The sequence below is a fragment of the uncultured Maribacter sp. genome (genome assembly GCF_963977385.1).
Lineage (GTDB): Bacteria > Bacteroidota > Bacteroidia > Flavobacteriales > Flavobacteriaceae > Maribacter.
Genome location: NZ_CAXBOU010000001.1, coordinates 393599 through 408511, shown reverse-complemented (window position 1 = coordinate 408511; position 14913 = coordinate 393599). Strand labels below are relative to the sequence as shown.

The 14913-nt window shown below is 34.3% G+C and carries 10 protein-coding genes; 8 read left to right on the top strand and 2 right to left on the bottom strand.

Features of this window, described 5'->3' with window-relative positions; all coding sequences use genetic code 11:
- Positions 1–32: 32 nt before the first annotated feature.
- Complete coding sequence (locus AAC084_RS01730) at positions 33–266, bottom strand: acyl carrier protein (protein WP_008269813.1); 234 nt, start codon at positions 264–266, stop codon at positions 33–35.
- A 290-nt stretch (positions 267–556) separates the two neighbouring features.
- Here AAC084_RS01730 and AAC084_RS01725 point away from each other — a divergent pair, with 290 nt between their 5' ends.
- From AAC084_RS01725 to AAC084_RS01710, 4 genes are all read left to right on the top strand, one after another.
- A complete protein-coding gene (locus AAC084_RS01725) occupies positions 557–1132 on the top strand; it encodes a phosphoribosylglycinamide formyltransferase (protein WP_339836064.1) in 576 nt (191 codons plus the stop codon).
- Entirely contained in the window at positions 1132–1767 is a 636-nt protein-coding gene (locus AAC084_RS01720) for a ribonuclease H family protein (protein ID WP_339836061.1), read from the top strand. Before AAC084_RS01725 ends, AAC084_RS01720 begins: the two co-directional genes overlap by 1 nt.
- A gap of 115 nt (positions 1768–1882) precedes the next feature.
- Positions 1883–2809 (top strand): PfkB family carbohydrate kinase, encoded by a 927-nt coding sequence (locus tag AAC084_RS01715; protein WP_339836058.1) that lies wholly within the window; start codon positions 1883–1885, stop codon positions 2807–2809.
- A gap of 45 nt (positions 2810–2854) precedes the next feature.
- Positions 2855–4753, top strand: a complete 1899-nt coding sequence (locus AAC084_RS01710; protein ID WP_339836055.1) for an amidophosphoribosyltransferase — start codon at positions 2855–2857, stop codon at positions 4751–4753.
- A gap of 867 nt (positions 4754–5620) precedes the next feature.
- Here AAC084_RS01710 and AAC084_RS01705 read toward each other — a convergent pair.
- Positions 5621–6229, bottom strand: coding sequence for a superoxide dismutase (locus AAC084_RS01705; RefSeq protein ID WP_339836053.1), 609 nt, complete (start codon positions 6227–6229; stop codon positions 5621–5623).
- 119 nt (positions 6230–6348) lie between these two features.
- Here AAC084_RS01705 and AAC084_RS01700 point away from each other — a divergent pair, with 119 nt between their 5' ends.
- From AAC084_RS01700 to AAC084_RS01685, 4 genes are all read left to right on the top strand, one after another.
- Positions 6349–9444, top strand: coding sequence for a UvrD-helicase domain-containing protein (locus AAC084_RS01700; RefSeq protein ID WP_339836050.1), 3096 nt, complete (start codon positions 6349–6351; stop codon positions 9442–9444).
- Positions 9445–9449: 5 nt separating this feature from the next.
- Positions 9450–10643, top strand: a complete 1194-nt coding sequence (gene kbl, locus AAC084_RS01695; RefSeq protein ID WP_339836047.1) for a glycine C-acetyltransferase — start codon at positions 9450–9452, stop codon at positions 10641–10643.
- Positions 10644–10757: 114 nt separating this feature from the next.
- The gene (locus tag AAC084_RS01690) at positions 10758–12101 is read left to right on the top strand and encodes an OmpA family protein (RefSeq protein ID WP_339836044.1); all 1344 of its coding nucleotides are present in this window, start codon (positions 10758–10760) and stop codon (positions 12099–12101) included.
- 70 nt (positions 12102–12171) lie between these two features.
- Positions 12172–14913, top strand: a complete 2742-nt coding sequence (locus AAC084_RS01685; RefSeq protein WP_339836041.1) for a PD-(D/E)XK nuclease family protein — start codon at positions 12172–12174, stop codon at positions 14911–14913.

Here is a 14913-nt window from a genome sequence, read left to right as displayed (position 1 = left end):
ATAATTTGAATTCTATTTAAGAATACATAATTTTACTTCGCTTCTTCTATATAGCTGATGGCTTGACCAACAGTTGCGATATTTTCGGCTTGATCGTCTGGAATTTGAATATCAAATTCTTTTTCGAATTCCATTATCAACTCTACTGTATCCAATGAATCTGCGCCTAAATCGTTAGTAAAGCTAGCTTCCGTTACCACTTCGTTTTCATCAACTCCTAATTTATCAACGATGATAGCTTTAACTCTTGATGCAATGTCTGACATAATAATATTTGTTTTAAAAATTTAAATTGTAGGCAAAAATAAAAAACTTTGGTTTAATTACACTAATTGTCGTTAAAATGTATTGTAATTTAATAAAATTAAACACAAGTGCAGTAATTTTACCATATTAATATTTTGTTTCGGTAACGTTGAAAAAGGGTATTGAAAAGAGGTGAGTTATTAGAACTATATATAATTGTTGTTTTTTCTAAATCCTGACAAGCTTCTTGTTTACTATTTTTGCTCCGAACTTAATTAGTTGTTTTGCCCTCTTATAAAGACCATTTCTATTGAAAACCAAACAAATTATTCTTTTTGCCTCAGGTTCTGGGTCGAATGTTGAAAACATTGCTAACTATTTTAAATTCCGAAAGGACGTTACTATATCCTGTGTATTAACTAACAAAAGCGATGCCAAAGTCATTGAACGTTGTAATAGACTTGAAATAAATGCGCTTTATTTTAACCGACAGGCCTTTTCAAAAAGCGACTTTATATTAAAAATGTTGCAATCTCTTAAACCTGACCTTATAGTATTAGCAGGATTTCTCTGGAAAATACCTGAGGCTATAACTATTGCTTTTCCAAATAAAATAATAAATATACATCCGGCTTTACTACCAAAATATGGCGGTAAAGGAATGTATGGAATGAAAGTTCACGATGCCGTAAAGGAGCATAACGAATCAGAAACCGGTATTACTATTCATTATGTTAATGCTCACTACGACGAAGGCGCCATAATTCAACAAGAAAAAACTTCTATTGGCGCAAAAGATTCCGCGGAGGACATTGCATCAAAAGTGCATCAATTAGAATACGAGTACTTTCCAAAAGTTATTGACGATTTATTATTTAAAAAGTAATGGCAAAAAAAGGAAAGTTCTATGTAGTCTGGAAAGGAAAGAAACCAGGTATTTATGATTCTTGGAAGGAATGTAAAAAATCTATTGCAGGCTATGCCGGTGCAGAATACAAGTCTTTTGAATCTTTTGATATCGCAAAGAAAGCATTCAATGGTAATTACGCAGATTACAAAGGAAAGAAAAAGACAACTTCTTCCCTTTCAAAAGAAGAGCTTTTAAAAATTGGTATCCCAAATTATCATTCTATTTCTGTTGATGCCGCTTCAAGTGGAAACCCAGGTATTATGGAATACCAAGGGGTAGATACAAAATCTGGTAAAAAATTATTTAGACAAGGGCCTTTTCCGCAAGGCACAAACAATATTGGTGAATTTTTGGCTATTGTACACGGACTCGCTTTTTTAAAAGAACAAAAAAGTGATCGTATTATTTATACCGATTCGAGAACAGCGATCAGCTGGGTGCGAAAAAAAAACTGTAATACCAAACTGGCTGAGTCTGCTAAGAACAAAAATCTGTTCGAGCTCATTCGAAGAGCGGTCGATTGGCTTAAAAAAAATCAATACAACACAGTCATTGTAAAATGGGAAACGAAAGCGTGGGGAGAAATTCCTGCAGATTTTGGTAGGAAATAATTCATATTTTATTTTTCAAACACTCTTTTAATAACTATTCGAATGAGTATTTGTTAAACCATTTTTATTGGCTTATCAAAACCTTATCTTTGTAGCTTAAAATTTTTACATTTTTATGGGCAAACTCTTAATAGTAGGTACTGTCGCTTTTGACGCCATTGAAACACCATTTGGCAAAACTGATAAAATATTGGGAGGTGCCGCTACCTATATCGGCTTAGCAGCTTCACAATTCGATGTAGATTCAGCCATTATCTCCGTAGTTGGTGATGATTTTCCTCAAGAATATTTAGATTTATTGACAGACAGAAAAATTGATATTTCTGCCCTAGAAGTTGTTAAAGGTGGTAAAACTTTCTTCTGGAAAGGTAAATATCATAATGATTTAAATTCAAGAGATACCTTAGTTACAGAATTAAACACTTTGGCAGACTTTAACCCTGTTGTTCCAGAAGGTTATAATGATGCCGATGTAGTTATGTTGGGTAATCTTCACCCAATTGTTCAACAGGGTGTAATTAATCAAATGAAAAAACGACCAAAACTTATCATATTGGACACCATGAATTTTTGGATGGACAATGCTTTGAATGATTTGATGGAAGTTATTAAACATATAGATGTCATTACCATTAATGATGAGGAAGCCAGACAATTGACTGGAGAATATTCCTTAGTGAAGGCCGCCCAAAAGATCTTTACAATGGGCCCTGAATATGTGGTTATTAAAAAAGGAGAACATGGCGCTTTATTATTCAATGAAGACCAAATTTTCTTTGCACCGGCTTTACCGTTAGAAGAAGTATTCGACCCTACAGGTGCGGGTGATACATTTGCCGGTGGATTTTCAGGATATTTGGCAGCCAGTGACGACACCTCTTTCGAGAATATGAAGAAAGCCATTATTCATGGTTCAAACTTAGCATCCTTTAGTGTCGAAAAATTCGGCGCAGAAAGAATGCTCAATTTAAAGCATAAGGAGATTAGAGAAAGACTGCATCAGTTTAAAAGACTGACCCAGTTTGATATAGAATTACAATAAACCCCCAACCCCAAATTTATGGGGTTTTTTTAATACCAATAAGTAATGAGTGACGCTATTAAGCATGAATGTGGTATTTCTGTAATACGGCTTCTAAAGCCATTAGAGTATTACAAGGAAAAGTATGGAACAGCATTTTATGGTGTAAATAAAATGTATTTAATGATGGAAAAACAGCACAATCGAGGTCAAGATGGTGCAGGTTTTGCAAGCATTAAACTAGATGTCAAAGCAGGCGAACGATATATGAGTCGTGTTCGTTCTTGCCAGCAGCAACCGATACAGGATATTTTTGCCCAAATAAATGACCGTATTAATAATGAGCTCAAAGAACATCCTGAATACGAAGATGATGTTGCATTGCAAAAAAAGCATATACCTTATATAGGTGAATTACTTTTAGGACATGTACGGTATGGTACTTTTGGCAAGAACAGCATAGAAAGCGTTCACCCCTTTATAAGACAAAATAACTGGATGCACCGTAACCTTATCGTTGCAGGTAATTTCAATATGACCAACGTACATGAACTGTTCGACAATCTAATTCAGTTGGGGCAACACCCTAAAGAAATGGCCGATACCGTTACGGTCATGGAAAAAATTGGACATTTTTTAGATGATGCAGTTGCCAAATTATACAAGCAAATAAAAAAAGAAGGTTATACAAAACAACAGGCGTCTCCTATCATTGCCGAACGTTTAAAAGTATATAAGATATTAAGAAGAGCCGCAAAGAACTTTGATGGCGGTTATGCTATGGCTGGCTTACTAGGTCATGGTGATGCCTTCGTATTACGTGATCCGAGCGGAATTAGACCTGCATATTATTATAGGGATGATGAAGTGGTAGTGGTTGCTTCTGAAAGACCTGCGATACAGACTGTTTTCAATGTACCTTATGAAGAGGTAAAAGAACTTGACCCAGGTGCTGCTATCATAATAAAAAAGAATGGCACCAGTTCAATTAAACAAATACAAGAGCCAAAAGAACGAAAAGCATGTTCTTTTGAACGCATTTATTTCTCTAGAGGTAGTGATAAGGAAATTTATCAGGAGCGTAAAGCTTTAGGAAAGTTGGTTTTCCCTCAAATTTTAGAAGCTATTGATGAAGATATCAAGAATACAGTATTCTCGTATATTCCTAATACCGCTGAAACTTCTTTTTACGGAATGGTTAAAGAGGCGCAAAACTATTTGAACAAGAAAAAAGAAGAACAAATACTGGAATTGGGTCCAAAAATTACCGGTGAACAATTACATGCGATTTTAGAAGTACGACCTCGTATTGAAAAAGTAGCCATTAAAGATGCCAAACTACGAACGTTCATAACACAAGACAGCAGTAGAGACGATTTAGTTGCCCACGTATATGATATCTCCTACGGTTCTGTAAACAAAGGCGATAACCTTGTTATCATAGATGATAGTATTGTAAGAGGCACCACTCTTAATAAGAGTATTTTAAGAATATTGGACCGACTGTCACCAAAGAAAATAGTAGTTGTTTCATCTGCACCACAAATAAGGTATCCTGATTGTTATGGTATAGACATGGCTAAATTAGAAGATTTTATTGCCTTTAAAGCCGCTTTAGCTTTACATGAAGACAACAATTCTATGCATATTGTAGAAGAGATCTATAAAAAGTGCTTGACACAGGTTAATACCAAGGACAAAGATGTTATTAATTACGTTAAAGATTTCTATGCACCGTTCACTGCTAAACAGATTTCTAAAAAAACCGGAGAACTATTAAGTCCGGAAGGCATTAATGCAGAAGTATCTATCATATATCAAACAATAGAAAGCTTACATGAAGCTTGCCCTAAGAATTTAGGAGATTGGTACTTTACAGGAAATTATCCAACGCCAGGCGGAAATAGAGTTGTTAACCGAGCTTTTATTAATTTTTATGAAGGAAATAACGAACGAGCTTATTAGGTAAATCTTCGATGAAATGCACACAATTTACGTATTTCAACGTCAAAAAATGTATTTCGTCGATAGAATAGTCGAAATGAACTAACCAGCTTTACTTTTAGATTTACCATAGCATAAGTAGGTTAAGTTCATGGTAAGATTTGGGGCAAAAAAGGTGGAGACTTCTCCACCTTTTTTATTTAATAATTTTTCTCAACCAACACTTCAGTATATAATTACACCTTAGCTCTCTTTAACGTTATTACTGGGAGTTCAACCAATACCTTTTCAGTTTTTCATACACAGCATTACATTTGAAGAACCATAGCATAAGTAGGTTAAGTTCATGGTAAGATTTGGGGAAAAAGACGGAGCTATGCTCCGTCTTTTTATTTTAAACCCCATTCCAACATCCTTTATTATATAAAACCACCTTCACAAATAACCTTTTTAGCATTACAGCCAATGTTCGGGGTGTTCAACGGAAAGCTTTCATCAATACCTCTACTAATTATATATTTGGAGGACCATAGCATAAGTAGGTTAAGTTCATGGTAAGATTTGGGGAAAAGACGGAGCTATGCTCCGTCTTTTTATTTTATTCCAATCGGGTTATGTACCTACTAGATAAGCTTTCTCAATAACTACCTGAAATTCAACTTTCATTAAATAAAAGATATTTTTTTTCTTAAAATTACTTTTTTTATTTGCTCAATACCAGTAATTTAGTCCTGCCATAGCATAAGTAGGTTAAGTTTATGGTAAGATTTGGGACGAAAAGGGTGGAGATTTCTCCGCCCTTTTCTATTTTAAAATCAAAAAAACCACCTAAGAATATTTCTTAAGTGGTTTCCTACAAATACTTTAGAGTATTTAGAATCCTAAATACTATTTGTTACTCGCATAAAGCTTTGACACTTCATCCCAATTGATAATATTGAAAAAAGCCTCTATATAATCTGGTCTTTTATTTTGATAATGAAGATAATAAGCATGTTCCCATACATCTAATCCTAAAATTGGATGACCACCACAACCTACACCAGGCATAAGTGAATTATCTTGATTAGGAGTAGAACATACTTCTACTTTACCACCTTTATGAACGCATAACCATGCCCAACCAGAACCAAATCTAGTTCCTGCTGCTGTGGTAAACTTATCTTTAAATGCGTCAAAAGAACCAAATGCGCTATCAATAGCCTCTGCTAATTCGCCAGTTGGTTTACCCCCTCCATTCGGAGATAAAATAGTCCAGAATAAAGAGTGATTATAAAAACCACCACCGTTATTTCTAACAGCTCCATTATTCATATCTAAACCAGTTAAGATATCCTCAATTGATTTACCTTCAAGATCTGTTCCTTCAATAGCGGCATTTAACTTCGTAGTATAACCGTTATGATGTTTTGTATAATGTATTTCCATTGTCCTCGCATCTATATGTGGCTCAAGAGCATCATATGCGTAAGGCAATTTCGGTAGTTGAAAAGCCATAATTTATGTGTTTTTAGATTAATATTAATTGTCTTTCAAAGTTACGAATTTTAACATTTATATTCATCTAATAATTTGTTAAGAACTGTACAGGAATCCTTAATTTGCAGTAAAAATCAGTGTCTAGTAATTCATTTACCATTTATAATGCTTCTGCAGGATCCGGCAAGACCTATGCCCTTGCCAAGGTATACTTGAAAATTATACTGGCTTCTCCGCAAAATTTTAGAAAAATATTGGCCATAACTTTTACCAATAAAGCGGTAAATGAGATGAAGCATCGAATTTTAAATAGCCTCTTCGAGTTTTCTAAAACCACTTCTAATGAAAAAGCATCACCTTTATTTAATGACATTATAAATGAGACTCATTTTACCTTTGAAGAACTACCTTCATTAAGTAAACTTAGATTAAAACAAATACTTCACAATTACGCATTTTTTGACATTTCTACCATTGATAAGTTTACCCACAGACTCATTCGAACTTTTGCCAAAGACTTGAAGATTCCACAAAATTTTGAAGTTGTTCTTGATGTTGATCTACTATTGCAAGAAGCTGTTGAAAGAGTAATAGGTAAGGCAGGTGAAGATGTTGAATTCACCAAAGTATTATTAGACTTTGCCCTAGAAAAAATTGAGGATGATAGAAGTTGGGATATAGGATTCGACCTATTAAAGATTGGAAAACTTATTTTCGATGAAAATAACGCCGAGCACCTTAAACATCTTAAGAACATAGAACTTGGTGATTTTCTAAAATTACAAAGTCATCTAAAGACACAGATAAAATCCTTAGAGAAAAAAGTAGTTGAACTCGCTAATGCCTCACTTGATTATATTATTAGCAACGGAGTTGAATTTAAAGACTTCCCCAGAGAAACCTTACCTAATCATTTTAAAAAAATAAAGGATGGTAATTTCAATCCTACATCCCTTTATAATAACAAATTAGAAGAAAATCTCATCGAGGGTAAAATATTAAAGGCTACCATCAAAAACCCTCCTGCAGAACTTTCGCCCCAATTGCTTAATTATTATCAAAATATAAAGCAGCTGGTTTATAAAAGAGGTCTCTTTTCCAATATTAATAGAAATATTGTGCCTTTTGCCTTATTGAACGCCATTCAAAAAGAATTAAAAATAATTCAAGAAGAAAAAGACCAGTTATCAATATCCGAATTTAACACCTTAATCGCTAAGGAGATTAAAGACCAACCCGCACCATTCATTTATGAAAGACTAGGTGAGAAGTACAGACACTATTTTATAGATGAGTTTCAAGATACTTCGCAGATGCAATGGGAAAACCTTATTCCATTAATCGGTAATGCCATGGAAGGTGAGGATGAATTGGGTAACACAGGGTCTCTATTTTTGGTTGGCGACCCTAAACAAGCTATATATAGATGGCGTGGCGGTAAGGCTGAACAATTTCTTGAATTGGCAACACAACAAAAGCACCCGTTCACTATAGAATCTGAGCTAGTTACACTGCCCAAAAACTACAGAAGCTACGCTGAAATCATAAATTTTAATAACAGCTTTTTTCAAAGTATTAGTCCGTTTTTAGAAAACACAATGTATCAAGAGTTTTTTAAAATTGGTAATCAGCAAGAAGTAAACCAAAAAGAAGGTGGGTATGTGAACCTCTCTTTATTACAGGAAGATAGTGATGAGCAATATGCTCTAGAAACCTTGGCTGCTATAAACAAATGTTTGGCTCAAGGATACAGCTACAGTGATATTTGTATAATTATCAGAAAAAAGAAACATGGGTTATTGTTAGCAGATTTTCTGATGCAAAACGAAATACCCGTTGTCTCTTCAGACTCTTTATTATTAAACGGGAGTCTTAAAGCTAACTTTCTCGTTCAGCTTATTCGATACATGGTTCAACCAACTGAACAAGAAATACAATATGAGATTCTTAACTTTCTATCAGCCGATAAAATTGATAAGCATGCATATATCTATGAAAACTTAAATCACCTTGACACCCATTTATTAGAACAATATCATTTTGACGCTACAAAATTAAGACAGGCCTCTGTTTTTGACGGTCTTGCTTATGCCATTAAAACATTTAATCTTATACCGAGTTCAGATGCGCATCTTTCAGCTTTTATGGATTTGGTTTTCGATGTAGAGCAGAAATATGGTTCAGACATGCAATCGTTTCTCGATTATTGGGATAAAAAAGGAAACGCAACAAGTATTAGTACTCCTGAGAATTTAGATTCTGTACAGATTATGACAATTCATAAATCTAAAGGATTAGAATTTCCTGTGGTAATATTCCCATATGCCAATTCTAATGTGTTTGAAGAAATTGACCCTAAACTATGGCTTCCGGTAGACAAAGATGAATTTCTTGGGTTTTCTGAAGTACTCATTAATAAAAAGCAAGAAGTGCAAGAGTATGGCGAAGTCGAATCATTATTATACACTCTTGATCACCAAAAGCTTCAATTAGATGCCTTCAATCTTTTATACGTAGTATTAACAAGAGCGGTTAATGCTCTATTCATTATCAGTTCAAATAATCTTGACAGGAAAGGTGACCACAACACCAACTATTATTCGGGTCTGTTTATACATTATTTAAAAAGCCAAGGAATATACGAACAGGATACGTTTCAATATGATTTTGGCGAATTGAGAAGTCTTGAATCAAAAACTTCCAAAACCGCAAAACAAAGAGATATACCTTATATTTATACCAATAAAGATAGACCCGATTTTAAAATTCTTGCTTTGGCCGGAGTTCTATGGGATGAAGGTCTAGATGTTGCCATTAATCAAGGAAATGTTATTCATACTATTTTGGGGGCCATTTACACAACAGCCGATTTGAAAAGAGCTCTTCAAATGGCTATACAAAAAGGGTATATAAAAGAACAGGAAAAAGAAGAAGTAAAAGCAATAATTAAGAAAGTCATTTATCATTCAGATTTAAATCATTTTTATGAGTTTGGTTTTGAGGTATTGAATGAAAGAGATTTATTAATGGCCAATGGTACAACTCAACGACCAGACAGAGTTGTTATAAAAAACAACCATGCTACTATTATCGATTATAAGACAGGTGAACGTAATGCCAAATATCATAATCAACTGAATACCTATGCAGAGAGTTTTTTAAATATGGGGTATATAATTGATCAGAAAATCATTGTTTATATTAATACAGAAATTCAACTAGAATATATATAAGTAGTATGTACGGAAAAATAAAAGAACACTTACAACAAGAAATTGAATCGATTAAAAATGATGGCCTTTTTAAGGAAGAAAGAATAATCGTTTCGCCACAAGATGCTGTTATTAAAATTAACACTGGCCAAGAGGTTATTAACTTTTGTGCAAATAACTACTTAGGGCTTTCATCTCACCCAGATGTTATACAGGCTGCTAAAGATGCGATGGACACCCATGGTTTTGGTATGTCGTCGGTTAGGTTTATATGTGGCACACAGGATATACACAAAGAGCTTGAAGAAAAAATAGCACATTTCTACCAAACAGAAGATACCATTCTATATGCCGCGGCGTTTGATGCCAATGGTGGTGTTTTTGAACCCTTACTATCTGCTGAGGACGCAATAATTTCAGACTCTTTAAATCATGCTTCTATTATAGATGGTGTTCGCCTATGTAAGGCTAAAAGGTATCGATATGCAAATAGCGATATGCAAGACCTTGAAGAGCAACTAAAAAAGGCTAATGAAGACGGAGCCAGATTTAAAATCATTGTTACTGATGGTGTTTTCTCAATGGATGGTATTGTTGCGCCATTAGATAAAATCTGTGATTTGGCCGATAAGTATGATGCTTTGGTAATGATAGATGAATGTCATGCAGCAGGCTTTATAGGAGAAAAAGGCAAAGGTACCCTAGAAGAGAAAGGGGTAATGGGTAGAATAGATATTATAACGGGCACACTAGGCAAAGCCTTAGGTGGAGCAATGGGAGGTTATACTACCGGTAAAAAAGAAATTATCACTTTACTAAGACAACGCTCTAGACCCTATTTATTTTCTAACTCATTAGCGCCCGCCATTGTAGGCGCATCAATAAAGGTGTTTGATATGTTAGAAAATGACACATCACTTCGCGATAAACTACAGGCAAACACAGAATATTTTAAGAAAGGCATTAAAGAAGCGGGCTTTGATATAGTCGATGGTGATTCTGCTATAGTTCCAGTAATGCTATATGATGCAAAATTATCACAAGAGATGGCAAATAAGTTACTTGAAAAAGGTATTTATGTTATCGGTTTTTTCTACCCAGTAGTACCCAAAGGCAAAGCTCGTATTAGGGTTCAACTATCAGCAGCCCATTCTATCGCACATCTAGATGCGGCCATTAAAGCATTCACCGAAGTAGGAAAAGAGCTAAAAATCGTTTAAATGCACTTTTTAATCTATTAAATGCGTTAAAAAAAATAGGAAATTGATTTTGTTAATAATATTTAACAAGTTACATTTGCAGCTAATAAACACTTAAACTTAAAATTTTAATACATGAAACATCTTAGCAAATTATTGGTTGCTGCCCTACTTGTAGTAGGTATCAACAGCATACAAGCGCAAGACGAGAATAACCCTTGGCAAGTGCAATTCGGGGTTAATGCTATTGACGTATATCCTACTGGGGATGTAAGTTCTTTTGGCAATGAATTCTTCAATGTGAACGATCACTGGAACATTTTACCTTCTATTTCTTATGTAGGAGTATCGAAGTACGTAGGAGACGGTTTCTCTGTTGGAGCTAGAGGTTCTCTTAACAAAATCAGTAAATTAGGTGACGTTAGCGTTGATGATTTATCTCATTATGCAATAGATGGTACAATAAAATATGATTTCATCAAAAGAACAACTGTACTTGACCCATTCGTTGAAATAGGTGGTGGTTATACTTGGGTTGACGAAATCGGAGCTGGAACTGTAAATGGTGGTCTTGGACTTAACATTTGGTTCTCAGAAAACATAGGTCTTACATTACAATCTTCTTATAAGCATGCTTTCGAAGATTACGGTGTAAAACATTTCCAACACTTAGCTGGTATCTCAGTTAAATTTGGTGGTACTGACACTGACGGTGATGGTATTTATGACAAAGATGATGCTTGTCCAGAAGTTGCTGGTCTTGAAGCTTTCAACGGTTGTCCTGATGCTGACGGTGATGGAATCGAAGACAGCAAAGATGCTTGTCCTAACGAAGCTGGTTCTAAAGAAATGAACGGTTGTCCTGATGCTGATGGTGATGGTGTTGCTGATAAAGATGATGCTTGTCCTAACGAAGCTGGTGTTCCTGCTTTAGCTGGTTGTCCTGATGCTGATGGCGATGGTGTAGCTGATAAAGATGACGCTTGTCCTTCTGAAGCTGGTCCTGCTGAAAACAAAGGTTGTCCTTGGGCTGATAAAGACGGAGATGGTGTACTTGATAAAGATGATCAATGTCCTGATGTTGCTGGTACAGTAGCTAACGCTGGTTGTCCTGAAGTAACTGAAGAAGTTCAGAAGCAATTGAACGATTACGCTAGAACTATCTTATTTGATACTGGTAAATCTTCAATCAAAGCTGAGTCTACATCTGTAATGGTTGATATTATCACTATTCTTAAAGAATATCCTACAGCTAAATTTACAGTTGAAGGTCATACTGACAGTGTAGGTAGCGAAAAATTAAATCAAAGTCTTTCTGAGTCAAGAGCTCTTTCTGTAAAAGAATTCTTAGTTGACAAAGGAATAGAAGAATTCAGATTATCTGCAGTTGGTTATGGCGAATCTAAGCCAATGGCTACCAATAACACAAGAGCAGGTAGAACTCAAAACAGAAGGGTAGAAATCAACTTAGTAAAATAAGTTAGACTAACCTAAGTGTTATTAATGAATAAAAGCTCCGCTATATGCGGAGCTTTTTTATTTTTACCATATGCAGAGTTTTATAGAAGACGTAATCCAGGATGTAATTAGTAAAAACCCAGATACTGGTAAAATAATATTTATTCTACCCAGTAAACGTGCTGGTGTATTTCTAAAAAAAATACTATCCAAATCTATATCTAAAACCGTACTAGCGCCAGAAATCTACAGTATTGAAGACTTTATAGAAAAGGTTTCGAACCTAGTAACCGCAAATACTACGACTCAACTCTTTGAACTTTATAATGCTTATTTAAGCGTTGGTGATTACGATAAGGAATCTTTCGATTCATTTCTGAAATGGGGACAAATACTATTACAAGATTTTAATGAAGTAGATAGGTATTTAGTCGATGCCTCTATCTTATATAAAAATGTAGCAGCAATACAAGAAGTCAATCACTGGTCTTTGAATCTTGAAAAATCAGAGATGATTGAAAACTACTTGCACTTTTGGAGATATCTAGAAGAGATATATAATAAATTCAATTCTAATCTAATAAATCAAGGGCTTGGCCACCAAGGGCTTATTTACAGAACATCCGTAGAACAATTACCACGCTATCTTGAAGCAATTAACAAGAAACATGTGTTCCTTGGATTCAATGCCTTAAATAGTGCTGAAAGTGTTCTTTTGCAAACAATTCTTGAGAAAAACGATTCTACTATCTATTGGGATATTGACCCTTACTTCCTAAAAGATACTATTCACGATGCGGGTTATTTTATACGCAACTATCAAAATACCTGGAATGTTTTAAAAGGAAAAACCCTCAACGGACTAACCAATCACTATAATACTGAGAAGCATATTGAAATTATTGGTGTACCAAAGAACATATCACAGGTTAACTATGTAGGTGATCTACTTTACAAAATTCAAAATGAATCTCCAAATTCGCTTAGTAATGCAGCCATAGTATTGGGTAACGAAGAATTATTAAATCCACTATTAAATTCCATACCTGATAATATTTCAGCCACCAATATTACTATGGGGCAAAAATTGGAATCAACTCCCTTAGCTAGCTTTTTCACCAATCTCATAGAGTTTCACGAGCAAAAGACTGAAAAAGGATGGTTTTATAAACACCTCTTAAACTTACTAACACACTCTTATGCCGTATTGCTCTTTAATGCTAATGAGGTTTCTGCCGATGATTTAATATCCAAAATAAAAACAAATAACTGGTCTTACATTACAAGTACCCAAATTGAAAAATTAATACCCAAAAATGCTATAGTATCATTATTATTCAAGGACACAAACAACAACCCAAATAATCTAATTGAAAATTTTCTGAAGCTCATACAAGCTATTAGAACTATAGAGATAGTTAAAGAAAACCACCTATTACTAGAACAACTTTATAAATTTTTTACTCTGTTCAATCAGCTTAAAGATTTATGTTCCAACTTTTCTTATATCAATAATCTTAAAAGCTTTAAACATCTTTTTAAGCAATTATTGAGTACCGAAACTTTAGATTTTCAAGGTAACCCTATAGAAGGTATTCAAATAATGGGTATGCTTGAAAGTAGACTACTAGATTTTGAAACCATTATTATTACTTCTGTCAATGAAGGTGTTTTGCCATCAGGTAAATCTAATAATTCATTTATACCCTTTGACCTTAAAATCAAAAATGGATTACCAACGTATAAAGAAAAAGATGCTGTTTATACCTACCACTTCTACAGATTGTTACAAAGAGCAAAGAATGTATATATTCTATATAACACAGAACCAGACGCTCTAGAGGGTGGTGAAAAAAGTAGGCTAATTACACAACTACTTACCGATGAAAATAGAACTGATATTACAGAATACATTGCCACACCCCAAATTCAAACAGTTACTCGCGAAAATGAGGTAATTAATAAAACCAAAAGTTTAGTTGCCCTAATTCAAGAAAAAGCCAAAAAAGGTTTTTCTCCTAGTTCTTTGAGCAATTACATTAGAAATCCTATTGATTTCTACAAACAGAACCTACTAAACATAAATGACGTATTAAAGGTTGAAGAAACGCTTGCGCCTAATACCTTCGGCACAATAGTGCATGATAGCCTAGAAGAGCTTTATACGCCTCTGGTTGGCGTAAACCTTACTGTTGAGCTCTTAAACAGCATAAAAAAAGATATTAAACAAATTGTATCACGCAATTTTGAAAAGACCTACAAAGAAGGTAATATTAGCTCTGGTAAAAATTACATTTCGTTTTATGTAATTCTTAAATACATACAGACATTTATTGATGCAGAAATAACAGCTTTAGCCGAACATAGCGTCAAAATTATTGCTTTAGAACAATCTTTAGAAGTTCCCCTTCAAGTAGAAGGACTTAATTTTCCAATTAAACTAAAAGGTAAATTAGACCGTGTTGATGAGTTTGACGGCATTACTCGTATAATTGATTATAAGACAGGAAAAGTAGAAAGAAGGAATGTCGAAATAATGGATTGGGAAATACTATCTGAAGAATATCAATACAGCAAAGCTTTTCAATTACTTTGTTACGGATTGATGTTTTTCAAAACCTATCCTAAAGAAAACATGGTCATACAAGCAGGAATCATCTCCTTGAAAAATTTCGCGGAAGGCACGTTACTTTTTGCCCAAAAAGAATCTGCTCGAGGAGCCAAAAATCACATTATAGATGCTAATGTCATTCATGATTTCGAACAGATTCTTGGACAACTGATTACAGAAATCTGTAATGCTGAGATTCCGTTTACAGAAAAAGAGGTGTAA

Bases quoted from the DNA above. Each gene is read 5' to 3' on its own strand.
- AAC084_RS01715 (WP_339836058.1), top strand. From the start codon at position 1,883: ATGGGCAAACTCTTAATAGTAGGTACTGTCGCTTTTGACGCCATTGAA.
- AAC084_RS01710 (WP_339836055.1), top strand. From the start codon at position 2,855: ATGAGTGACGCTATTAAGCATGAATGTGGTATTTCTGTAATACGGCTT.
- kbl (WP_339836047.1), top strand. From the start codon at position 9,450: ATGTACGGAAAAATAAAAGAACACTTACAACAAGAAATTGAATCGATT.
- AAC084_RS01720 (WP_339836061.1), top strand. From the start codon at position 1,132: ATGGCAAAAAAAGGAAAGTTCTATGTAGTCTGGAAAGGAAAGAAACCA.
- AAC084_RS01685 (WP_339836041.1), top strand. From the start codon at position 12,172: ATGCAGAGTTTTATAGAAGACGTAATCCAGGATGTAATTAGTAAAAAC.
- AAC084_RS01730 (WP_008269813.1), bottom strand. From the start codon at position 266: ATGTCAGACATTGCATCAAGAGTTAAAGCTATCATCGTTGATAAATTA.
- AAC084_RS01690 (WP_339836044.1), top strand. From the start codon at position 10,758: ATGAAACATCTTAGCAAATTATTGGTTGCTGCCCTACTTGTAGTAGGT.
- AAC084_RS01705 (WP_339836053.1), bottom strand. From the start codon at position 6,229: ATGGCTTTTCAACTACCGAAATTGCCTTACGCATATGATGCTCTTGAG.